Raw genomic sequence first — 21281 nt, 5'->3', positions numbered from 1 at the left:
GGAGCATGGGAACGATCATGGGGTGATCTGCCGATTCGCATACATCCGACACTCCGCCAACAACGCCAGCAAATTCGGATCGCGCTCCTTGGCCTTCAAAAACACCACCCCGATGTGCTGCTGCAACCGGTACTTCGCCTGCAACGGAATCAGCTTCACCCGGTTCTCATACACCGCCGCAATCCGCCCCGGCAGCAACGCATAACCCACCCCCGAACTGACCATGCTTAACAGCGTGAAAATGTCATTCACCTGCATTGCCACTTTCGGCTCGAACCCCGCCTGCTTGAACACCCGGTTACCGTCCTGATGCGTGGCAAAGCCCTGGGTCAAGGTGATGAACGTTTCATCACGCACTTCCGCCAGATCGACTTCACTGCGCTGAGCAAACTTTGAATCCGCCGGGGTGGCGAGGAAGATGTCGTCGGAGAACAGCGCAATCTGCTCGCAGTCCGGGTCGTTGATGCTGTCGTCCAGCGACACCAGAATCGCGTCGACTTCCATGTTTTTCAGCTTGTAGAGCAGGTCGATGTTGGAGCCGAGGATCAGGTCGATGTTGAGTTCGCTGCGACGGATCTTCAGGCCCATGATCAGTTGCGGTACGGTTTTTACCGTCAGCGAATACAAGGATCCGAGTTTGAAGCGTTCGGCAGAGAACCCGGCAGCTTCGCGGGTCAGGCGCACGCTTTCGACGACGTCATTGATTAACTTCTGCGCGCGTTCTTCGAGGACGTAAGCGCTTTCCAGCGGCGTCAGGTTGCGGCCTTCGTGTTTGAACAACGGGCAGCGCAAGGCACTTTCCAGCGAATGAATCGCGCGGTGCACGCTGACGTTGCTGGTCTGCAACTCGGCCGCAGCACGGGCGAGGTTGCCGGTGCGCATGAAAGCGAGGAACACCTCGAGTTTTTTCAGGGTCAACTCTTCGTCGATCAGCATGGCGCGGACTCTTTTTGGTATCGGCCGATTGTGCACGGAAGATCAAAAGATCGCAGCCTTCGGCAGCTCCTACATTGGAATGCGATCACCTGTAGGAGCTGCCGAAGGCTGCGATCTTTTGATCTTGGCTTTGAACAGAAACATTGCGCTTTTACGCTCAAGGCCCGAGCCTTGCGCGCTGCGGTAATGAATGTGAGGTGAGCAATACATGTATCACGGAGAACGATTGAACGCCTGGACCCATCTGGTCGGGGCGGTGGCAGCATTTGTGGGTGGCGTGTGGATGTTGGTGATCGCCTGCCTCGACGGCAGCCCGTGGAAGATTGTCAGTGTGGCGATTTACGCGTTCACCTTGCTGGTGCTCTACAGCGCCTCGACGGTTTACCACAGCGTGCGCGGTCGCAAGAAAGCGATCATGAAGAAGGTCGATCACTTTTCGATCTACCTGTTGATCGCCGGCAGTTACACGCCATTCTGCCTGGTAACCCTGCGCGGGCCGTGGGGCTGGACGTTGTTCGGGATTGTCTGGGGGCTGGCGCTGATCGGTATTCTGCAAGAGATCAAACCGCGTTCGGAAGCGCGGATTCTGTCGATCGTGATTTACGCGGTGATGGGCTGGATTGTGTTGGTAGCGGTGAAGCCTTTGATTGCGGCGCTGGGCACGACCGGGTTTGCCTGGCTGGCGTCGGGCGGGGTTTTGTATACGGTGGGGATTATCTTTTTTGCCCTTGATCATCGCTTGCGGCATGCGCACGGGATTTGGCATTTGTTCGTGATCGCCGGGAGTCTGCTGCACTTTGTGGCGATTATGTTTTATGTCCTTTAGGCACGCCACCATCCCCCTGTAGGAGTGAGCCTGCTCGCGATAGCGTCAGGTCAGGCGACAGAGTTTTAGGCTGATCCACCGCCATCGCGAGCAGGCTCACTCCTACAGGGGAACGAGTTCATCCAGTTGCTTTTGCGCGCGATCGCTGAAAATTTTCAGCAGATCGTTGAGGGTATGCGACGGTGGTTCGCTGGCGCGGGTCACGGCGTACAGCGTGATCGGCAGCGGCGGGGCCAGCGGGCGAATCGTGGTAGTTGCCGATGAAGCCCCCAGCGCAGTAAACGGATCAATCACCGCCACCCCCGCACCCGATTCCACCATCGCCCGCGCCAGTGAATACGTCTGCACGGCAATCCGCACCAACGGCGGTGGTTCGACCGCTTCCAGGTAACTGTCGAGCCGCGCCGCCAACGGATCGGCACTCGACAAACCAATCAACGACGCCCCCGCCAGCGCCATCAACGGCAGAGGTTTTCCTGCCTCTTCAACCGGCCAGAAATCTTTCGGCGCCAATGCCACCAACACCCCTGACGCCAGCGCTTGCGCCTTCAATCCCGGGTGATCGGGCAACTGCAAGGTCAGCGCGACATCCACTTCACGCATCAACAAATTCTGCATCAGCTCGCGGCTGTGCGCGCTGGACAGTTCGCAAGCGATGTCCGGGTAGCGCGTTGTCCACTGATGAATCGCCGGCGGCAGCAGCGACAAGGCCAGCGCCGGCGTCGCGCCGATGCGCAAACTGTGTCCCGGCTCGCGGCGCAGGCTCTGCGCCAGACGCCGCACGCCTTGCAGGCTTTCCGTGACCTTGTCGACTTCGCGCTCCAGCTCCAGCGCTTCCGGGGTCGCCTGCAACTTGCCACGCACGCGCAGAAACAACGGAAACCCCAGTTGCTGCTCGGCGTGCTGCAACACTTTGCTCACCGCCGGTTGCGAGACGTGCAGCAACTGCGCGGCGCCGCTGACCGAGCCGGTCTGACGAATGGCCTGGAAAATCTCGATGTGACGTAGACGCATGGCGAGTCCATAACCTTTGTTTATGGTTAAGGCATCTTTATTCATTGTCCGGCAGCTGTCACCTGGCTCTAACCTCGGATCCGTCTTTAGCAGGATTCAGAGGCAGCAATGGCTCAGCGTGTGTGCATCATCGGCGGTGGCGTGATCGGTCTGGCAACGGCCTATGCGCTGGTGCGCGACGGTTTTGAGGTGACGGTGATCGAGGCGCGTGATTCCCTCGGCAGCGAGACCAGTTTTGCCAACGGCGGCCAGTTGTCCTATCGCTACGTCGCGCCGCTGGCCGATGCCGGGGTGCCGGTGCAGGCGATTGGCTGGATGCTGCGCGGCGACTCACCGCTCAAGCTGCGTCCGCGTCTGGATCCGGCGCAGTGGCGCTGGATGGCGGCGTTTCTTGCCGCCTGTCGCACTTCGGTCAACCGTGAAAATGCCGCGCATCTGCTGCGTCTGGCGCTGTTCAGTCAGAGCACGCTGAAGCGCTGGCGCGAGGACGATGGGCTGGACGGATTCTACTGGCGGCGCAACGGCAAACTCGTGACCTTCCGCAACGCCGGCAGTTTTGAGCATGCACGCAAAGGCCTGGCCGATCCGCAGCAACAGCAGGTGATGTCCGCCAGCGAATGCGCGCAACTGGAACCGGCGCTGGCCGATACGCCGTTCGTGGGTGCGATCTATACGCCGGACGAAGAGGTCGGCGATTGCCACGGTTTTTGTCAGCAACTGGCGGCGCGATTGAAGGCGTCCGGGCGTTGCGAGTTTCGCCTCGGCCAAGCGGTGACCGCGATTCGGCACAGTAACGGCGCGGTCACCGCTATCGAGTTGGGCGGTGAAACGCTGCCCGTCGAGCAACTGGTGATCGCCGCCGGCCATCGCAGTTCATTGCTGGCGCTGCCCGGTTTGCGTTTGCCGCTGTATCCGTTGAAGGGCTACAGCCTGACCGTGCCGATCGGCAGCGAGCACCGCGCGCCGGACGTGAGCATCACCGACTACGACCGCAAAATCGTTTACGCGCGCATCGGCGAACAGCTGCGCGTGGCGGCGATGGTGGATATTGTCGGCTTCGATCCGGCAGTTGATCCGCAGCGATTGGCGCTGATCAAACGTCAGGCCCGCGACACTTTTCCCGAGGCCGGAAACTACGACGCCGCTGTCGAGTGGGCTGGTATGCGCCCGGCGACGCCAACCGGTGTGCCTCTTTTGGGCGCCTCGGCCTATCGCAATCTATGGCTGAATCTCGGTCACGGTGCGCTCGGTTTTACCCTTGCGTGCGGCAGCGGGCAGTTGCTCCGCGAGCTGATCGGCCAACAACACACGTCGATTGATCTGCTCGGTTTCAATCCCCGTGCGGCTTGATTGATCAACGCTTTACCGTTCAAACAACCACACCGACAACGGAGAATAACAATGCAAAAAATCACGTTGCTTGCCTGTACGTTGGGACTGCTGATCGGCAGTCAGGCCCACGCCAATGAGGCGCCGCTGACCGGCACGCTCGGCAAGATCGCCAGCGCCAACAGCATCACCCTGGGCTATCGCGACGCCTCGGTGCCGTTCTCTTACGTGGGCGACAACACTGGCAAACCGATGGGTTATTCGGTGGATCTGGCGGGCAAGATTGTCGAGCGCATTCAGCAGCAACTGGCGCGGCCGGATTTGAAAGTGAAGTACAACCTTGTCACTTCGCAGACACGGATTCCGCTGGTGCAGAACGGCACGGTCGACCTTGAGTGCGGCTCCACCGGCGTCACCGCCGAGCGGCAGAAACAGGTGTCGTTTTCCTATGGGTTCATCTACGTCAAAGGCCAGTTGCTGACGGCCAAGGACAGCGGTATCAAAAGCTTCGACGACCTGCGCGGCAAGAACGTGGTGACCACGGCGGGCACGACCAACGAGCGCTACCTGAAGAGCTACAACCACGATCACAAACTCGATATGTCAGTGATCAGCGCCAAGGATCATGGTGAGGCCTTCCAGATGCTCGAATCGGGACGCGCAGTGGCGTTTTACATGGACGACGCGCTGCTCTACGGCGAGCGGGCCAAGGCGCGCGACCCGCATAACTGGGTGGTGGTGGGGGAGGAGCAGTCGCGGGAAATCTACAGCTGCATGGTGCGCAAGGATGATCCGCAGTTTCTGGCGCTGGTGAATGGCGCGTTGGCGGATCTGTATCGTTCGGGGGAGATCAACGGGATTTATCAGCGCTGGTTTGAACAGCCGATCCCGCCGAAGGGGTTGAACCTGGAGTTTCCGATGACCAGCGAGTTGAAGGCGATTATTGCCAAGCCGGTGAGTGATCCGGTTCAGTAAATTTCAGATCGAGGTGCGGCCATTCGCGAGCAAGCCCGCTCCCACATTGGATCTTCAGTGAACACAAAATATGTGTCCACCCAAGTACCCATGTGGGAGCGGGCTTGCTCGCGAAGGGGCCCTAAAAATCACCCCAAAGCTGTTGAGCCACCGCCAATGCAACCACCGGCGCAGTCTCGGTGCGCAATACCCGCGGCCCAAGCCGGGCCGCATGGAAACCGTTGCCCTTGGCCTGCTCAACCTCAGCATCCGTCAACCCGCCCTCAGGCCCGATCAGAAACGCCAGCGTCGCCGGTTTGGCATGACTCACCAACGGCTCCGCCACCGGGTGCAGCACCAGTTTCAACTCGGCTTCGGTCTGCTTGATCCAGTCTGCCAGCAACACCGGCGGATGAATCACCGGCACTCGCGAACGACCACATTGTTCACACGCACTGATCGCCACCTGACGCCAGTGCAGCAGGCGTTTATCGGCGCGTTCGTCCTTGAGGCGGACTTCGCAGCGGTCGCTGAAGATCGGCGTGATTTCATTCACGCCCAGCTCGGTGGCTTTCTGAATCGCCCAATCCATGCGCTCGCCACGGGACAGACCCTGACCGAGGTGGATGTGCAGCGGCGATTCAACCTGACCGGCGAACTGCTCGTTGATCTGCACGGTCACGCGCTTCTTGCCGACGTCCAGCAGGACGCCGTGAAACTCATGGCCGGAACCGTCGAACATCTGCACCGCATCGCCCTCGGCCATGCGCAGCACGCGGCTGATGTAATGCGCCTGGGCCTCCGGCAATTCGTGTTCGCCGGTGCTCAGGGGGGCGTCGATAAAGAAGCGGGACAGTCTCATTTCGGGTCTCTAAAAAATTAACGCGTAGTCACTGTAGTGAAGAGCTTTTGTGGCGAGGGGATTTATCCCCGTTGGGTGGCGAAGCCGCCCCAAAATCTGCTCACGCGGTGAGTCAGGAGTACCGGGTGTGCTGATTTCACGACTGCTGCGCAGCCGAACGGGGATAAATCCCCTCGCCACAGGGTTCTTTTCAAATCTTTAGATGGCAATCAACCCGGATCGCGGAAGCCGGGGTGGAAGTCTTTTGGCACGGCCACGCTGACGCTGTCACGCGTGGCAATGTCGATGCCTTCGCTGGCGACTTCGGCGAGGAAGTCGATCTGCTCCGGGGTGATCACGTACGGCGGCAGGAAATACACCACGCTGCCCAGCGGACGCAGCAACGCGCCACGCTCCAGCGCATGCTGGAACACCTTCAAACCACGACGCTCCTGCCAAGGGTAGGCCTCTTTCGTGGCTTTATCCTTGACCATCTCGATGGCCAGCACCATGCCGGTCTGGCGCACTTCGGAGACGTTCGGGTGATCGACCAGATGCGCCGTGGCCGAGGCCATGCGCTGCGCGAGGGCCTTGTTGTTCTCGATGACGTTGTCGTGCTCGAAGATATCCAGCGTCGCCAGTGCCGCCGCGCACGCCAGCGGGTTGCCGGTGTAGCTGTGCGAATGGAGGAAGGCGCGCAAGGTTGGATAGTCGTCGTAAAACGCGCTGTAGACCTCATCGGTGGTCAGGCACGCCGCCAGCGGCAGATAGCCGCCGGTCAGCGCTTTCGACAGGCAGAGGAAGTCCGGGCGAATGCCGGCCTGCTCGCAGGCAAACATCGTCCCGGTGCGACCGAAACCAACGGCGATTTCGTCGAGAATCAAATGCACGCCGTAGCGATCGCAGGATTCACGCAGTAGCTTGAGATACACCGGGTGATACATGCGCATGCCGCCAGCGCCCTGAATCAACGGCTCGACGATCACTGCCGCGACGCTGTCATGATTTTCTGCCAGGGTCTGTTCCATGGCCGCAAACATGTTGCGCGAATGTTCTTCCCAGCTCATGCCGTCGGGACGCCCATAGCAATCCGGGCTCGGCACTTTGATGGTGTCCATCAGCAGCGCTTTGTAGGTTTCGGTGAACAGCGGCACGTCGCCGACCGCCATCGCTGCCATGGTTTCGCCGTGGTAGCTGTTGGTCAGGGTGACGAAGCGCTTTTTGTTCGGCTGGCCGCGATTGAGCCAGTAGTGAAAGCTCATTTTCAGCGCGACTTCGATGCAGGACGAACCGTTATCGGCGTAGAACACCCGGTTCAGGCCTTCCGGCGTCATCTTCACCAGACGCTCGGACAGCTCGATCACCGGTTGATGGCTGAAGCCGGCGAGAATCACGTGCTCCAGTTGATCGACCTGATCCTTGATGCGCTGGTTGATCCGCGGGTTGGCGTGGCCGAATACGTTGACCCACCACGAGCTGACAGCATCGAGGTAGCGCTTGCCTTCGAAGTCTTCGAGCCACACGCCTTCACCGCGCTTGATCGGGATCAGCGGCAGCTGTTCGTGGTCTTTCATCTGGGTGCAGGGATGCCACAACACCGCGAGGTCGCGTTGCATCCACTGGTTATTCAGGCCCATTTACAGTCTCCTCGAGGCGGCTCGCGTCAGGCGCGGGCAAACAATCGCGCAAGCCTATGCAATGCGTCGCGCGGGAACAACCCATTGTGTCGATTGAGCTACTTTGTATGAGCCGATAGACGTCGCTGGCGGCGTTTTGATGGCTAACGTATTCTTCGCGGTTCTTTGGGTCGTCTGACCCGCACAACTGCTTTTTTCTGTGGTATTTCCGGAGTTCGCTGAATGTCTGTCGGTTGGCTGCGCGCCTGTGCGCTGGTGATGTTGGGGCTGTTCAGCGTTACGGCGCTGGCCAAGGATAAAACTGCAATCGTGATCGGCGGCGGCCTGTCGGGCCTGACCGCCGCTTACGAACTGCAAAACAAGGGCTGGCAGGTCACGCTGCTGGAAGCCAAACCGAGCATGGGCGGGCGCTCGGGCATGGCCACCAGCGAGTGGATCGGCAACGACAAGACGCAGCCGGTGCTGAACAAGTACGTGTCGACGTTCAAGCTGGGCACCACGCCGGCGCCGGAATTCGTGCGTACGCCGAGTTATCTGATCGACGGCGAGTATTTCTCCGCTGCTGATCTGGCGACCAAGCAACCGGCCACCGCTGAAGCGATCAAGCGTTACGAAAAAACCGTCGATGACCTGGCGCGTTCGATCGATGATCCGCAGAACCCGGCCGCGACCAACACCCTGCACGCGCTGGATCAGATCACCGTGGCAAGCTGGCTCGACCGGCAGAACCTGCCGGCCACTGCGCGGCAGTTGATCAACCAGGACATCCGCACTCACTACGACGAACCTTCGCGTCTGTCGCTGCTGTACTTCGCGCAGCAGAATCGCGTTTATCGCGGCGTTTCCGACCGTGACCTGCGTGCTTCGCGTCTGGTCGGCGGCAGCCAGGTGCTGGCGCAGGCGTTCGTCAAACAGATCAAAACCATCAAGACCAACTCGCCGGTATCGGCGATCGTTCAGGACAAGGACGGCGTGACCGTCAAAGTCGGCAGCGTTGGTTATCAGGCTGACTACGTCGTGTTGGCCGTGCCGCTGCGTGCGCTGAACAAGATTGCCCTGACGCCGTCGCTGGACGCCCAGCACCTGGCCGCGATCAAAGGCACCAACTACGGCTGGCGCGACCAGATCATGCTGAAGTTCAAGACGCCAGTATGGGAACCGAAGGCGCGCATGTCCGGCGAGATCTACAGCAACACCGGTCTTGGCATGCTCTGGATCGAGCCTGCGCTGAAGGGCGGCGCCAACGTGGTGATCAACCTGTCCGGCGACAATGCCCGCGTGATGCAGGCGTTCGGCGACAAGCAGATGGTCGATCAGGTGCTGATCCGTCTGCACGCGTTCTATCCACAGGCCCGTGGCTCGTTCACCGGTTATGAAATCCGCCGCTACAGCACCGACCCGTCGATGGGCGGCGCTTATCTGGCTTACGGCCCGGGCCAGATCAGCAAGTTCTGGCGTCTGTGGGAACGTCCGCTGCAACGCGTAGCGTTCGCTGGCGAACACACCGACACCTTGTACCCGGGCACGCTGGAAGGCGCACTGCGCACCGGTCAGCGTGCGGCCAGTCAGGTTGAAGATCTGGCGGCGGGCAAATCGTTTGAACCGGTGAAAGTGGTGCCGGCTGCAGCAGCGGCGGCGGGTGCCGTGGCGGCGAAGAAGGGCAACTTCTTCAGCAACCTGTTTGGTGGTTCGGATGACGAGAAGAAGCCTGAGCCAGTGAAGGCGCCAGAGCCGGCTCCTGCTCCGGTCGCACCAGCACCTGCGCCGACTCCTGCAGTTGCGCCAGCTCCGGTGGAAGCACCGAAGCCTGCGGCACCGGTGAAGGCTGAGCCAGCGAAGAAAGCGGCGGCCAAGCCTGCGGCGAAGAAGCCGGCGGCTAAAACCGAAGCGAAAAAGCCTGCGGCGAAACCGGCAGCGAAGAAGGCTGAACCGGCGAAGAAGCCAGCGGCCAAGCCTGCTGCAACGACCGAGACCAAGGCGCAGTAAGCCTTGCGGTGAATGAAGAAGCGCGGCGTTTATGCCGCGCTTTTTTTTTGCCTGAAAGACCGCTTTCGCGAGCAGGCTCACTCCTACAGGGGATCGCATTCCTTCAGTTGGAATACGGCCAACTGTAGGAGTGAGCCTGCTCGCGATAGGGCCAGCTCTGCCAACACAAATCCATTGCTTAGAAACAACATCCCGCCACACTTTCCCCGTTAATCTTTCCTTAACACGCCACTTACAGACTCTTGATCGTATTTCTCGATATTTCAAAGCGAAATTTTCCGCTTTAATTCGATAGATAACTCGCTAGTCTTGGTTCGCAGTTCTCACAGGATTTGGGCAATGCAGCTACGTAACTCTTCTTCGCGCTACGGTTGGGTCAGCATCTTCATGCACTGGGGCGTGGCGCTGGTGGTCTTCGGATTGTTTGCGCTGGGTCTGTGGATGGTCGGGCTGGATTACTACAGCAGCTGGCGCAAAGAGGCGCCGGATCTGCACAAGAGCATCGGCCTGGTGTTGCTGGCCGTGATGGTGTTACGGGTGCTGTGGCGCTTTATCAGCCCACCGCCGCCGACGCTGCAAAGCTACAGCCGCATGACCCGTCTCGGCGCCAAGTTCGGCCACGGGTTTCTGTATCTCGCGCTGTTCGCTGTGATGATTGCCGGTTACCTGATTTCCACCGCAGACGGTGTCGGGATCCCGGTGTTTGGCCTGTTTGAAGTTCCTGCACTGCTTTCCGGGCTACCGGATCAGGCAGATACCGCTGGGGTGATTCACCTGTGGCTGGCGTGGATACTGGTAATTTTTTCCGGTCTCCATGCGTTGGCAGCTTTGAAGCACCACTTTATCGATCGTGATGTGACCCTGACGCGAATGCTCGGTCGCAAAGCCTGAAATTCAACCTCGACTCAAAGGAAAAGAAAGCATGTTGAAAAAGACTCTGGCCGCTCTGGCAATCGGTTCTGCACTGCTCTCGGCTCAGGCCATGGCAGCGGACTACAAAATCGACAAGGAAGGCCAGCACGCCTTCGTTGACTGGAAAATCAGCCACCTGGGTTACAGCTTCATCCACGGTACCTTCAAAGATTTCGACGGTACCTTCTCGTGGGATTCGGCCAAGCCTGAAGCCAGCAAGATCTCCGTTGATGTGAAAACCGCCAGCCTGTGGTCGAACCACGCTGAGCGTGACAAGCACATCGCCAGCAAAGACTTCCTGGATGTTGGCAAGTTTGCTGATGCCAAGTTCGTCTCCACCGCCGTTAAATCGACCGGTGAAAAGACCGCTGACGTGACTGGCGACCTGACCCTGCACGGCGTGACCAAGCCTGTGACCTTCAAGGCCACGTTCAACGGCGAAGGCAAGGATCCATGGGGCGGCGAGCGTGCTGGTTTCAACGCCACCACCACCCTGAACCTGAACGATTTCGGGATCAAGGGCCCAGGTCCTACCTCGCAAACTGCGGATCTGGACATCTCGCTGGAAGGCGTGAAAGTTAAGTAACTTTCCCCCGCCACACAAAAACGCCCCCGGTTGAAAGGCCGGGGGCTTTTTTTATTGCCCGTCAAAACACAATTCCCCCCTGTAGGAGCTGCCGAAGGCTGCGATCTTTTGATCCTGGCTTTTTTGCAGATCAAGATCAAAAGATCGCAGCCTTCGGCAGCTCCTACAGAAAGCGGGTTTGGGTCGTCCATAAAAAATGCCCCGGCTCTTTCGAGGCGGGGCATTTTTCAGTGCAGCGTTAACTCAGCGATTGCGGGTCAGCAAGGCTGGTTTTTCGCCACGTGGGCGGCTTGGCAGTTGATCGAGCTGCTCAGGTGTCGGGAAGCGGTCGGCTTTCGATTCCTTGTGCATGATCTTCGGGCCAGTGCTGCGCGGGTTTTGCACGGCTGGCTCGCTGCGTGGCTGATCGTCACGGGCCGGACGGCGGTTGCGCGAGGACGAAGCGTCATCGCGACGCGCCGGCTGACCATCACGCGGTGCGCCGTTACGCGGGCCGCTGCGTTTGGCTGGCGGGGTGCCGGTGCTCGAACCGTTGCTGTTGCGCGGGCCGTTCTGGCGACCTTGTGGCTGACCGCCACGAGGTGCGCCCGAACCTGCGCCTGCACCTTGAGCCGGTGCGCCTGGACGACGGCCGCGACCGCCAGCCGGAGCAGGCTTTGGCACGTAGTCAACGCGGTTACCGAAGTTATCCACATCGTCATCGAGGAACTCGTCCGGTGCACGATCAGCTGCCGCACGCGGCGGCTGGCTTGGACGCTGTTCGCGGGCCGGGGTGCCTTCGCGCGGTTTCTGCTGGCGGGCAGGACGCTCGCCACGTTCACCGGCCGGCTTCTCTTTGCCCTTGTCTTTGCCTTTGTCTTTACGACCGCCGCCACCGCCGCCGCCATTCGGCCCGTCGCCGCGTGGGCCACGTGGATTGCGCGGGTTACGCACGTCCGGACGCTCACGCACTTCCGGCTTCTCGGCTTCAATGGTGCTCGAATCGAAGCCCATCAGGTCGCCGTCGGCGATTTTCTGCTTGGTCATGCGTTCGATGCTTTTCAGCAGTTTTTCTTCGTCCGGCGCGACCAGCGAAATCGCCTCGCCCGAACGACCGGCACGGCCAGTACGGCCGATACGGTGAACGTAATCTTCATCGACGTTCGGCAGTTCGAAGTTGACCACGTGTGGCAACTGATCGATGTCCAGACCGCGTGCGGCGATGTCGGTGGCTACCAGAATGCGTACCTGGTTGGCCTTGAAGTCGGCCAGCGCTTTGGTGCGCGCGTTCTGGCTCTTGTTACCGTGGATCGCCACAGCCGGCAGGCCGTGTTTGTCCAGGTATTCGGCCAGACGGTTGGCGCCGTGTTTGGTGCGGGTGAAGACCAGCACCTGTTCCCACGCGCCGGCGGTGATCAGGTGCGCCAGCAGCGCACGCTTGTGGCTGGCCGGCAGACGGAAGACGCGTTGTTCGATGCGCTCGACCGTGGTGTTCGGCGGCGTCACTTCGATGCGTTCCGGGTTGTGCAGCAGCTTGCCGGCGAGGTCGGTGATGTCCTTGGAGAACGTCGCCGAGAACAGCAGGTTCTGACGCTTGGACGGCAGACGCGCGAGGACTTTCTTCACGTCGTGCACGAAGCCCATGTCGAGCATGCGGTCGGCTTCGTCGAGGACGAGGATTTCCACGTGGGACAGGTCAACGCTGCCTTGGCCGCAGAGGTCGAGCAAACGACCCGGGCAGGCGACGAGCACGTCAACGCCACGGGACATGGCCTGAACCTGTGGGTTCATGCCGACGCCGCCGAAGATGCAGGCGCTGACGAATTTCAGGTCACGGGCGTAGATCTTGAAGCTCTCGTGTACCTGGGCCGCGAGTTCGCGGGTCGGGGTCAGGACCAGTACGCGCGGTTGGCGCGGGCCATGACGCTGGGATTTGTCCGGGTGACCGTTGGGGAACAACCGCTCCAGGATCGGAAGGGCGAAACCGCCGGTTTTACCGGTACCTGTCTGAGCCGCCACCATCAGGTCGCGACCTTGCAACACGGCGGGAATGGCCCGCTGTTGCACCGGAGTAGGCTCGGTATAGCCCGCATCTTCGATGGCGCGGACTAAAGCCTCGGAGAGACCGAGGGAAGCAAAGGACATGAGTAATCCTGTTTTAGTTAGGGCTTGGCCCAATGGGAGTCTTGCCTGGCGCGAATCACGTTTAAGAGGACGCAATCCCGTCCGGTCCTGCTGCGGTTCCGAAGGCACGTCTGGAGTGCTCGCGCGGGCTGGGAAGCTGCGCTGTAGCGGGTCGAGAGGCCTTTTACGGTTCCGGGCGTCCGGGCGTGAGCCTGGCGGGAACGCCGGAGTATAACAGAGCAATCACTGCGCGCTGCTTTCCTGCTGCTCAACGGTTTTGCGGCTGGCCGAGGCATTGCCCAGCGGCGCGACATCGGACGGGGCCGCGCCATAGCGCGCGCTTAGCTCGGCGTAGGCCGGTTCGCGCTTGAAACGCTTGAGCTCGGCACCGAAACGCTGCACCAGTAAATCCATGCCAGCATTGCGCCGAACCGCCAAAAACTGGCTCTGGCGGCTAATCACGGTGGGGTTTTCAGTGATTTGATTGCGGATATCCAGTTCATCGAGCAAGTGCTGGCCGACGCGGCGATCGGTGATCAGCAAGTCGATACGACCACGCACCAGTTTGCCGAAATTGGCTTCGTGGGTCGGTGCCGGTTCGCGAGTAAACAGAGTCGAATTACTGAAGTCGGGGCTATATAGATAGCCCGGCGAGGTGCCGATGGTCAGGCCTTTGAGTTCTTCGAGTGTGCTGAACGGGTGCGGTCGATCGTTGGCGTAGAACATCACGAACTCGACGTCCGACAACGGTTCGCTCGGGTAGAGCAGGGTGGCGTCGCGCTCATCGCTGTGAAAGATATCCAGCGCACCGTCGGCCTGACCGGTTTCGAGCATCGACAGGCAACGCTTCCACGGCAGGAACTGCCATTCGACTTCGATGCCCAGCCGTTTGAAGACAATGGCGGTGGTTTCGTAGTCGAGCCCGAGGTTTTTGCCGTTCTCTTCGTAGACGTAAGGCGCCCACGGCTCGGTGACAATACGCAACTTCTCGCCTCGAGCAGCGAAGCTCAGGCAAGCAAAAACCAGCACGGCGAATAACTGTGTGATCAAGGGCATGGCTTGAGATTACGACGAGAAACGCGAAAGAGCCAGAAGGTGGCAGCAGATGCTCTGTTTCGGGGCTTTAAAAGCAAAAGATCGCAGCCTGCGGCAGCTCCTACACGGGATACGAAATCTCAATGTAGGAGCTGCCGAAGGCTGCGATCTTTTGATCTTGCTTGTCGCTTTCAGCTTGAAGCTTGCAGCTGCTTCAACGAGGCAACTTCAGGTTATTCCAGATCGCCAGACTCGGTTCAGCCTGGTTCATGGAATAGAAGTGCAGCCCCGGTGCGCCGCCCTGCAACAGGCGTTCGCACATCTCGCTGACGACTTGCTCACCAAAGCGCTGAATGCTTTGCGTGTCATCGCCGTAGGCTTCCAGTTGCTTGCGGATCCAGCGCGGAATTTCCGCACCGCAGGCATCGGAGAAGCGCGCGAGTTTGCTGTAGTTGGTGATCGGCATGATCCCCGGCACGATTGGCAGATCGACACCCTGCGCCTGCAAACGGTCGACAAAGTAGAAGTAGCTGTCGGCGTTGAAGAAGTACTGGGTGATCGCGCTGTCGGCGCCAGCCTTGGCTTTGCGCACGAAGTTGGCCAGATCGTCTTCGTAGTTGCGCGCTTGCGGATGCATCTCCGGGTAAGCGGCGACTTCGATGTGGAAATGATCGCCGGTATCTTCACGAATGAATTCCACCAGTTCATTGGCGTGACGCAGCTCACCGCTGGTCATGCCCATGCCGGACGGCAGGTCACCGCGCAGGGCAACGATGCGCTTGATGCCGGCAGCCTTGTACTCGTTCAGCAGGCCGCGCAGGTCGTCCTTGCTGTCGCCGACGCACGACAGGTGCGGTGCGGCCGGTACTTTGACTTCGCTTTCCAGTTGCAGAACGGTGTTGAGGGTGCGATCACGGGTCGAACCACCAGCGCCATAGGTGCAGGAAAAGAAATCAGGGTTGTAAGTGGCCAACTGACGGGCAGTGGCGAGCAGTTTTTCATGCCCAGCATCGGTCTTGGTCGGGAAGAACTCGAAGCTGTAGCGACGGTCTTGGGACATGGTCATTACCTTGAAAACACGTAAGCCGGACGCTGCACCCTGTAGGAGCTGCCGCAGGCTGCGATCTTTGCAGATCAAAAGATCGCAGCCTGCGGCAGCTCCTACACAGAGCGGTCAGCAGCGCCAGTCAGGCAACGCGGTGCGCCAGGCACACCGCGTCGACGCTCAGCCAATTAGTAGCGGTAAGCGTGCGGCTTGAACGGGCCTTCGACGGTCACGCCGATGTAGTCAGCCTGTTGCTTGGTCAGTTGAGTAACCACGCCGCCGAAGCCGCGAACCATTTCCAGGGCCACTTCTTCGTCGAGTTTCTTCGGCAGTACTTCAACGGTCAGACGCTCGGCTTTCTGGGCTGGCGACAGGTCGGCGTACTTCTGGTCGAACAGGAAGATCTGCGCCAGCACCTGGTTGGCGAACGAACCGTCCATGATGCGGCTTGGGTGGCCAGTGGCGTTACCCAGGTTAACCAGACGGCCTTCGGCCAGCAGGATCAGGTAGTCGTCGTTCTGCGCGTCGAAAGCGCCCGGGCCGGTACGGTGGATCTTGTGTACCTGTGGCTTCACTTCTTCCCATGCCCAGTTCTTGCGCATGAAAGCGGTGTCGATTTCGTTGTCGAAGTGACCGATGTTGCAGACAACGGCGCGCTTTTTCAGAGCCTTGAGCATGTTCGAGTCGCAAACATTGACGTTACCGGTGGTGGTCACGATCAGGTCGATCTTGCCCAGCAGTGCTTTGTCGATGCTCGCTTCGGAACCGTCGTTGATACCGTCGATGAACGGCGAAACCAGTTCGAAACCGTCCATGCACGCTTGCATGGCGCAGATCGGGTCAACTTCGGAAACCTTGACGATCATGCCTTCCTGACGCAGGGACTGCGCGGAGCCCTTGCCCACGTCACCGTAACCGATGACCAGCGCTTGCTTGCCGGACAGCAGGTGGTCAGTACCACGCTTGATCGCGTCGTTCAGGCTGTGACGGCAGCCGTACTTGTTGTCGTTCTTGGACTTGGTTACCGAGTCGTTGACGTTGATGGCCGGGATGCGTAGTTCGCCCTTGGCCAGCATGTCCAGCAGACGGTGTACGCCGGTGGTGGTTTCTTCGGTCACGCCGTGTACGCGATCCAGTACTTGTGGGTACTTGTCGTGCAGCAGCTGAGTCAGGTCGCCGCCGTCGTCGAGGATCATGTTGGCGTCCCATGGCGCGCCATCCTTCAGGATGGTTTGTTCCAGGCACCACTCGTACTCTTCTTCAGTTTCGCCTTTCCAGGCGAAAACCGGGATGCCGGCAGCAGCGATAGCGGCAGCAGCCTGATCCTGAGTCGAGAAAATGTTGCACGACGACCAGCGTACTTCGGCACCCAGGGCAACCAGGGTTTCGATCAGCACGGCAGTCTGAATGGTCATGTGGATGCAGCCGAGGATCTTGGCGCCTTTCAACGGCTGTTCGCCGGAGTACTTGCGACGCAGACCCATCAGAGCCGGCATTTCCGATTCGGCGATGATGGTTTCGCGACGGCCCCAGGCAGCCAGGGACATGTCGGCAACTTTGTAATCGTTAAAATCTGCAGGCGTGATAACAGCGCTCATGAAGAGCCTCCATTCGTAATGTATGCGAATGGGCGCCGTTGTGCGTTTAGTGTCCAGCCTCAGGCCGGTCAACGCCCCATCCGAGCCTGACAGGTTGAACCTGCTGCAGCGCCCCTCGGACAGGTGGCGGGAAAACGGTATCAATTGAAGATGACCGTTTTGAAACGGTGGCGATTATAGCCGTCTAGACTGATCTTCCAAAGGGTTTCTGTCGGCCAAATGAAGATCGCTAATGGCGACCATAGTCGAAGCCGCATGGAGCATGACCGCTCAGTCTGCCAAGATACCGCCCATCATTCGGCAAGACACTCAGGAGTGAAGATGAATTTCCACACCCGCAAATGGGTAAAACCCGAAGACCTCAACCCCAACGGCACCCTGTTCGGTGGCAGCCTGTTACGCTGGATCGACGAAGAAGCGGCGATTTACGCGATCGTGCAGTTGGGCAATCAGCGCGTGGTGACCAAGTACATTTCCGAAATCAACTTTGTCAGCGCCTCGCGCCAGGGCGACATCATCGAACTGGGCATCACCGCCACCGAGTTTGGCCGCACCTCGATCACCCTGACCTGTGAAGTGCGCAACAAGATCACCCGCAAGAGCATTCTGACGGTTGAGAAGATGGTGTTTGTGAACCTCGGCGAAGACGGCTTGCCGGCGCCGCATGGCCGCACCGAAATCAAATATGTGAAAGACCAGTTCCAGGAAGATGAATTAGTCAGCGAGTAATGCGCGCCCCGTAGGAGCTGCCGAAGGCTGCGATCTTTTGATCTTGTTTCTAAAAAATCAAAATCAAAAGATCGCAGCCTTCGGTAGCTCCTACATGTCCGACATAGGATTTGCGTGGCGCCTACAGAACGTATTCCAAGCCGCGAGGGTCGTAGCTAAACACCACCCCCACGGTTCCCACGCCATGACCACCCCTACCGACGGCAAGACCCCCGATCTCTCGGCCAAAGAACAGCACGAAGTCGAGAAAAACCAGCCGCCCCGCGCGGCCGTTCTGCATGAAATCATCCGCTCGCAAGGCGATCAGGAACTGGAGCGCAGCATCGCCGCACTCTGGTGGTCGGCGCTGGCGGCCGGGTTGACCATGGGCCTGTCGCTGATGGGCATGGGCCTGCTCAACTCGCGCCTGCCCGACGGTGACGAATTCAAAGTGATCGCCAGTTTCGGCTACTGCGCCGGTTTCCTCGCGGTGATCCTCGCCCGCCAGCAACTGTTCACCGAAAATACCCTGACCGCCGTGCTGCCGGTCATGACCAAACCGACCCTTCAAAACTTCGGCCGGCTGATTCGTCTGTGGACGGTGGTGCTGGTCGGCAACCTCTGCGGCACGATTCTGGTGGCGTACGTGATGCTCGAACTGCCGATCTTCGACACCAAGACCGATCACGCTTTCCTCGAAATCGGCCGCAAGGTCATGGAAAACCACGCCAGCCAAATGTTCGCCAAAGGCATCGTCTCCGGCTGGATGATCGCCACCATGGTCTGGATGATCCCGTCCATGGAGAGCGCGAAGATGTGGATCATCATCCTCATCACCTACCTGATGGCGCTCGGCGACTTCACCCACATCGTCGTCGGTTCGGCGGAGGTTTCGTACCTGGTGTTTGCCGGCGAGTTGCCGTGGAGTGATTTCTGGATGGTCTTCGCCGGGCCGACGCTGGCGGGGAATATCATCGGCGGCAGTTTTATCTTTGCGTTGATCAGCCACGCGCAGATTCGCAGTGAGAGCGGGACGCCGAAATCCAGCGGCCCTGATGAGGATCAAGGCGACTCGAAAGAGGATTCCGAGCGATGAGGCGTGTTCGTTGAAAGTGCCGCGCACAAAGCGCTGATCATGTTTGGCCGATCGGTTTGGGCCGGGCTGATCAGCGCGATCTCGCGGTCATAGCGATCATTGCCAATCTGGCTCACTGCGCATTGATGGCCCCATTGCTCAAAACCGGACCAATAGGGCACGAGGCTCACACCCATGCCGCCCGTCACCAGCATGGCAATGGTCTCCAGTGCATCCAGATCGACCATCGGTGTCGGCTTCAATCCTTGATCCGCCAGATATTGCTCGGCGTAGCGTCCGCCCCAAGCGTCCGGGTCGTAGCGGATGTAAGGCTGGCTCATGAGTTGCGCAGGAATGCTGATCGAGGACTTTTCTTTCGACAGAAACACCAGCGGTTCCTTGCGCAGGGACACCGCTTGCAGGGCTTTGGGCAATTCGAACGGCGGAGCGACGAGGATCGCCGCGTCCACCTCGCCTGAAAGAAGTGCCTGATACAGCGATCGCGATGTTCCCGGCACGATCACCGGCGTCAAACCCGGCGCCGACACGGTCAGCGCGCGCAATGCTTCCGGCATCAGCCCGGTCAGAACCGTGGAAATCGCGCCGATTCGCAACTGTCCGGTCAGCCCCGCGCCGTCAGCGTCTCCCGCCAATAAGGCCACTTCACGAACGATACGTCTGGCTCTGGGCAACAGACCGAGACAGGCCTGACTCGGTTTGGCGGCATGCCCGACGCGGGATAACAACTCAAAGCCGAGCTGCCGTTCGAGCGCGAGAATGCGCTGACTGATTGCGGCGGCCGTCAGTCCTTCAATTCGCGCAGCATGGGCGATCGAGCCGCATTCGACGACGGTGATCAGGCTCTTTAAATATCGCGTATCCATAAGAAATGCTTTCGATGGCAGTAAGAATTACAGGCTATCTCTTTTGATCCAAACCGCACAGTCTTCAAGCATTCCGCTGTTTCCATCGTCCGGTGATCGTCAGGAGTTCTATATGCAGTCGATTTTTCATCTCGCTATGCACGTCCGCGATTTGCAGGTTTCCCGCGATTTTTATGGAGGCTTGCTGGGGTGTAAAGAAGGTCGCAGTACCGAGACGTGGGTCGATTTCGATTTTTTTGGCCATCAATTGTCGTTGCACTTGGGCGAACCCTTTGCGGTCAGCAACACCGGGAAAGTCGGCGAGCATGACGTGCCGATGCCCCATCTTGGCGTGATCCTCGAAATGGCGGACTGGGTTGCGTTGAAGGAGCGCTTGATCGAAGGCCAGGTGCAATTTGTGCTTCGTCCACACATTCGCTTTCCCGGAGAGCCCGGCGAGCAAGCCACGATGTTTTTTCTGGATCCTGCCGGAAATCCGATTGAGATAAAGGGCTTCACTGACTTGCAGGGTGTTTATGCGCAATTTTGATCAGGCTGATGCCACCGCCATTGCCGAAAGCGTGCGCTGCGCTGTTGTGAATGCGGAGACCGTTGCCGAGCATTTTCTTGAATGCGTCGATACGCGCGAGCCCATCATAAAAGCGTTTGTTTCGTTCGACCCGGAAGAGGTACGCCGCCAGGCTCAACTGCAGAACGGTCACGCGAAAGGCTTGCTGGCGGGTGTGCCGGTGGGGGTCAAGGACATCTATGACACCGTGGATCATCCGACCCGTTTTTACTCGCCGATCTACGAGCACAATCGTCCTTCGCGTGATGCCCATGTCGTCGCGCTGCTGCGCCAGGCCGGGGCGGTGATCATGGGCAAGACCCACACCACCGAATTCGCTTACATGCACACCGGGCCAACTCTCAATCCGCATGATCTTTACAGAACGCCCGGAAGCTCCAGTGCCGGCTCGGCAGCGGGGATGGCGGCCGGATTTTTTCCGCTCGCGTTGGGCACGCAGACCGCCGGGTCGTTGATCAAGCCGGCATCCTACTGCGGTTTGTATGCGTTCAAACCTTCGTACGGGCTGGTTTCGCTGGAAGGGGTAAAGCCATTGGCGCCGAGTTTCGACACGGTGGGTTGGTATGGCCGCTCGGTGCGCGATCTCGAGCTGATGGCGCAAGTCTTGATCCCCGGTCTCCCGACGCTTGCTCATCAACAGAGCGTTTGCACGTTCGGCTTCTGTCGTACGGCGCGTTGGGATCAGGTTGATAAAGAGGTAGCCACAGCATTGGAAGCCGCGCTTGAGGATTTGCGACTGGCGGGCCATCAAGTCATTGAGGTAGTGCTGCCTGAGGCGTTTGCGTCGGTATTCGATGATCATCTATTGATCAACGATTGCGAGGGCGCCCGATCACTGGCCAAAGAGCTGCGAGCGCACCCTGACCAACTCAGTGAGGAATTACTGGCGATGATCGAGCGCGCCCGTCTGACGACGTGGGCGCAAGAGTCAGCGGCGAAGAAGCGCCTGGCAACGTTAGCCGCGGTGCTGGAGCCGATATTCCAACCTTTTGACGCCGTGCTGGGTGCGAGCTGCGGTATCGTCGCGCCGTTGGGGCTTGGCGCGACGGGGCCATCCGATTTCAGCAAGTTCTGGATGGCGTTTGGCTTGCCGCAAATCAACCTTCCGCTCGTCCGCAAGACCGGGGCGTTGCCCATTGGCCTGCAAATGATTGGCGCGTTCAGAGCTGACAGTCATCTGTTACACGCTGCCGGGCAGGTTGAGGCGGTGCTGAGCACTGCCCGCGAGACGGCGCCACAGTGAT

Annotated in this window: 19 protein-coding genes and 1 riboswitch; of the genes, 10 read left to right on the top strand and 9 right to left on the bottom strand. The window is 59.5% G+C overall.

The features are described 5' to 3' along the window. Positions 1–15 precede the first annotated feature (15 nt). Positions 16–936 (bottom strand): LysR substrate-binding domain-containing protein, encoded by a 921-nt coding sequence (locus tag ACIOMO_RS09530; RefSeq protein WP_053124675.1) that lies wholly within the window; start codon positions 934–936, stop codon positions 16–18. Positions 937–1144: 208 nt separating this feature from the next. Here ACIOMO_RS09530 and ACIOMO_RS09525 point away from each other — a divergent pair, with 208 nt between their 5' ends. After that, a complete protein-coding gene (locus ACIOMO_RS09525) occupies positions 1145–1762 on the top strand; it encodes a hemolysin III family protein (RefSeq protein ID WP_053124673.1) in 618 nt (205 codons plus the stop codon). Between the two features lie 102 nt (positions 1763–1864). Here the strand turns inward: ACIOMO_RS09525 and ACIOMO_RS09520 are convergent, their stop codons facing one another. Then, entirely contained in the window at positions 1865–2776 is a 912-nt protein-coding gene (locus tag ACIOMO_RS09520) for a LysR family transcriptional regulator (protein WP_401240194.1), read from the bottom strand. Positions 2777–2884: 108 nt separating this feature from the next. Between ACIOMO_RS09520 and ACIOMO_RS09515 the strand changes: the two genes are divergently transcribed. Continuing rightward, a complete protein-coding gene (locus ACIOMO_RS09515) occupies positions 2885–4126 on the top strand; it encodes a D-amino acid dehydrogenase (RefSeq protein WP_401240192.1) in 1242 nt (413 codons plus the stop codon). A gap of 51 nt (positions 4127–4177) precedes the next feature. Continuing rightward, complete coding sequence (locus tag ACIOMO_RS09510) at positions 4178–5080, top strand: transporter substrate-binding domain-containing protein (protein WP_401240189.1); 903 nt, start codon at positions 4178–4180, stop codon at positions 5078–5080. A gap of 121 nt (positions 5081–5201) precedes the next feature. Here the strand turns inward: ACIOMO_RS09510 and ACIOMO_RS09505 are convergent, their stop codons facing one another. Both ACIOMO_RS09505 and ACIOMO_RS09500 read right to left on the bottom strand, forming a co-directional pair. After that, the gene (locus tag ACIOMO_RS09505; protein ID WP_401240186.1) at positions 5202–5921 is read right to left on the bottom strand and encodes a 16S rRNA (uracil(1498)-N(3))-methyltransferase; all 720 of its coding nucleotides are present in this window, start codon (positions 5919–5921) and stop codon (positions 5202–5204) included. A gap of 209 nt (positions 5922–6130) precedes the next feature. Beyond that, on the bottom strand, positions 6131–7537 hold the full coding sequence (locus tag ACIOMO_RS09500; protein ID WP_212550140.1) for an adenosylmethionine--8-amino-7-oxononanoate transaminase: 1407 nt from the start codon (positions 7535–7537) through the stop codon (positions 6131–6133). A 222-nt stretch (positions 7538–7759) separates the two neighbouring features. Here ACIOMO_RS09500 and ACIOMO_RS09495 point away from each other — a divergent pair, with 222 nt between their 5' ends. The 3 genes from ACIOMO_RS09495 (at position 7760) to ACIOMO_RS09485 (ending at position 11021) form a co-directional block, all read left to right on the top strand. Beyond that, positions 7760–9523: a flavin monoamine oxidase family protein gene (locus ACIOMO_RS09495; RefSeq protein ID WP_401240184.1), complete on the top strand. Its 1764-nt coding sequence runs from the start codon at positions 7760–7762 to the stop codon at positions 9521–9523. Between the two features lie 339 nt (positions 9524–9862). Beyond that, positions 9863–10414 (top strand): cytochrome b, encoded by a 552-nt coding sequence (locus tag ACIOMO_RS09490; RefSeq protein ID WP_053124660.1) that lies wholly within the window; start codon positions 9863–9865, stop codon positions 10412–10414. A 31-nt stretch (positions 10415–10445) separates the two neighbouring features. Continuing rightward, entirely contained in the window at positions 10446–11021 is a 576-nt protein-coding gene (locus ACIOMO_RS09485) for a YceI family protein (protein WP_159811867.1), read from the top strand. Between the two features lie 243 nt (positions 11022–11264). Here the strand turns inward: ACIOMO_RS09485 and ACIOMO_RS09480 are convergent, their stop codons facing one another. From ACIOMO_RS09480 to ahcY, 4 genes are all read right to left on the bottom strand, one after another. After that, complete coding sequence (locus tag ACIOMO_RS09480; RefSeq protein WP_053124657.1) at positions 11265–13145, bottom strand: DEAD/DEAH box helicase; 1881 nt, start codon at positions 13143–13145, stop codon at positions 11265–11267. A gap of 222 nt (positions 13146–13367) precedes the next feature. Further along, complete coding sequence (locus ACIOMO_RS09475) at positions 13368–14180, bottom strand: ABC transporter substrate-binding protein (RefSeq protein ID WP_212545066.1); 813 nt, start codon at positions 14178–14180, stop codon at positions 13368–13370. A gap of 193 nt (positions 14181–14373) precedes the next feature. Next, positions 14374–15219, bottom strand: a complete 846-nt coding sequence (metF, locus tag ACIOMO_RS09470) for a methylenetetrahydrofolate reductase [NAD(P)H] (RefSeq protein WP_401240179.1) — start codon at positions 15217–15219, stop codon at positions 14374–14376. A 173-nt stretch (positions 15220–15392) separates the two neighbouring features. Beyond that, complete coding sequence (gene ahcY / locus ACIOMO_RS09465) at positions 15393–16802, bottom strand: adenosylhomocysteinase (RefSeq protein ID WP_159811865.1); 1410 nt, start codon at positions 16800–16802, stop codon at positions 15393–15395. Positions 16803–16825: 23 nt separating this feature from the next. Beyond that, positions 16826–16925, bottom strand: a riboswitch (S-adenosyl-L-homocysteine riboswitch). A gap of 198 nt (positions 16926–17123) precedes the next feature. On the opposite strand from ahcY, the gene ACIOMO_RS09460 reads away from it, so the two are divergent. Continuing rightward, positions 17124–17531 carry an acyl-CoA thioesterase gene (locus ACIOMO_RS09460; RefSeq protein WP_007913723.1) on the top strand — a complete coding sequence of 136 codons (408 nt, stop codon included), beginning with the start codon at positions 17124–17126 and terminating at the stop codon, positions 17529–17531. A gap of 184 nt (positions 17532–17715) precedes the next feature. Next, complete coding sequence (locus ACIOMO_RS09455) at positions 17716–18606, top strand: formate/nitrite transporter family protein (RefSeq protein WP_159811864.1); 891 nt, start codon at positions 17716–17718, stop codon at positions 18604–18606. On the opposite strand, the gene ACIOMO_RS09450 is transcribed toward ACIOMO_RS09455, so the two are convergent. After that, positions 18573–19469: a LysR substrate-binding domain-containing protein gene (locus ACIOMO_RS09450; protein WP_401240175.1), complete on the bottom strand. Its 897-nt coding sequence runs from the start codon at positions 19467–19469 to the stop codon at positions 18573–18575. The two genes, ACIOMO_RS09455 and ACIOMO_RS09450, sit on opposite strands and share 34 nt — an antisense overlap. Positions 19470–19581: 112 nt before the next feature. Here ACIOMO_RS09450 and ACIOMO_RS09445 point away from each other — a divergent pair, with 112 nt between their 5' ends. Beyond that, positions 19582–19998: a VOC family protein gene (locus ACIOMO_RS09445; RefSeq protein WP_401240173.1), complete on the top strand. Its 417-nt coding sequence runs from the start codon at positions 19582–19584 to the stop codon at positions 19996–19998. Then, positions 19985–21280, top strand: coding sequence for an amidase (locus ACIOMO_RS09440; RefSeq protein WP_401240171.1), 1296 nt, complete (start codon positions 19985–19987; stop codon positions 21278–21280). Before ACIOMO_RS09445 ends, ACIOMO_RS09440 begins: the two co-directional genes overlap by 14 nt. Position 21281: the final 1 nt, after the last annotated feature.

Origin of the sequence: Pseudomonas sp. NPDC087804 (assembly GCF_044742965.1) — a bacterium.
Taxonomy (GTDB): Bacteria; Pseudomonadota; Gammaproteobacteria; order Pseudomonadales; family Pseudomonadaceae; genus Aquipseudomonas; species Aquipseudomonas rustica.
This window is presented reverse-complemented; position numbering and strand designations above follow the sequence as displayed.

What these genes read in the sequence shown, in the direction of transcription:
- ACIOMO_RS09530 (WP_053124675.1), bottom strand. Translation starts at nt 936, where the DNA reads ATGCTGATCGACGAAGAGTTGACCCTGAAAAAACTCGAGGTGTTCCTC.
- ACIOMO_RS09450 (WP_401240175.1), bottom strand. Translation starts at nt 19,469, where the DNA reads ATGGATACGCGATATTTAAAGAGCCTGATCACCGTCGTCGAATGCGGC.
- ACIOMO_RS09495 (WP_401240184.1), top strand. Translation starts at nt 7,760, where the DNA reads ATGTCTGTCGGTTGGCTGCGCGCCTGTGCGCTGGTGATGTTGGGGCTG.
- metF (WP_401240179.1), bottom strand. Translation starts at nt 15,219, where the DNA reads ATGTCCCAAGACCGTCGCTACAGCTTCGAGTTCTTCCCGACCAAGACC.
- ACIOMO_RS09475 (WP_212545066.1), bottom strand. Translation starts at nt 14,180, where the DNA reads ATGCCCTTGATCACACAGTTATTCGCCGTGCTGGTTTTTGCTTGCCTG.
- ACIOMO_RS09490 (WP_053124660.1), top strand. Translation starts at nt 9,863, where the DNA reads ATGCAGCTACGTAACTCTTCTTCGCGCTACGGTTGGGTCAGCATCTTC.
- ACIOMO_RS09445 (WP_401240173.1), top strand. Translation starts at nt 19,582, where the DNA reads ATGCAGTCGATTTTTCATCTCGCTATGCACGTCCGCGATTTGCAGGTT.
- ACIOMO_RS09500 (WP_212550140.1), bottom strand. Translation starts at nt 7,537, where the DNA reads ATGGGCCTGAATAACCAGTGGATGCAACGCGACCTCGCGGTGTTGTGG.
- ACIOMO_RS09520 (WP_401240194.1), bottom strand. Translation starts at nt 2,776, where the DNA reads ATGCGTCTACGTCACATCGAGATTTTCCAGGCCATTCGTCAGACCGGC.
- ACIOMO_RS09460 (WP_007913723.1), top strand. Translation starts at nt 17,124, where the DNA reads ATGAATTTCCACACCCGCAAATGGGTAAAACCCGAAGACCTCAACCCC.
- ACIOMO_RS09455 (WP_159811864.1), top strand. Translation starts at nt 17,716, where the DNA reads ATGACCACCCCTACCGACGGCAAGACCCCCGATCTCTCGGCCAAAGAA.
- ACIOMO_RS09525 (WP_053124673.1), top strand. Translation starts at nt 1,145, where the DNA reads ATGTATCACGGAGAACGATTGAACGCCTGGACCCATCTGGTCGGGGCG.
- ACIOMO_RS09515 (WP_401240192.1), top strand. Translation starts at nt 2,885, where the DNA reads ATGGCTCAGCGTGTGTGCATCATCGGCGGTGGCGTGATCGGTCTGGCA.
- ACIOMO_RS09440 (WP_401240171.1), top strand. Translation starts at nt 19,985, where the DNA reads ATGCGCAATTTTGATCAGGCTGATGCCACCGCCATTGCCGAAAGCGTG.
- ACIOMO_RS09505 (WP_401240186.1), bottom strand. Translation starts at nt 5,921, where the DNA reads ATGAGACTGTCCCGCTTCTTTATCGACGCCCCCCTGAGCACCGGCGAA.
- ACIOMO_RS09485 (WP_159811867.1), top strand. Translation starts at nt 10,446, where the DNA reads ATGTTGAAAAAGACTCTGGCCGCTCTGGCAATCGGTTCTGCACTGCTC.
- ACIOMO_RS09510 (WP_401240189.1), top strand. Translation starts at nt 4,178, where the DNA reads ATGCAAAAAATCACGTTGCTTGCCTGTACGTTGGGACTGCTGATCGGC.
- ahcY (WP_159811865.1), bottom strand. Translation starts at nt 16,802, where the DNA reads ATGAGCGCTGTTATCACGCCTGCAGATTTTAACGATTACAAAGTTGCC.
- ACIOMO_RS09480 (WP_053124657.1), bottom strand. Translation starts at nt 13,145, where the DNA reads ATGTCCTTTGCTTCCCTCGGTCTCTCCGAGGCTTTAGTCCGCGCCATC.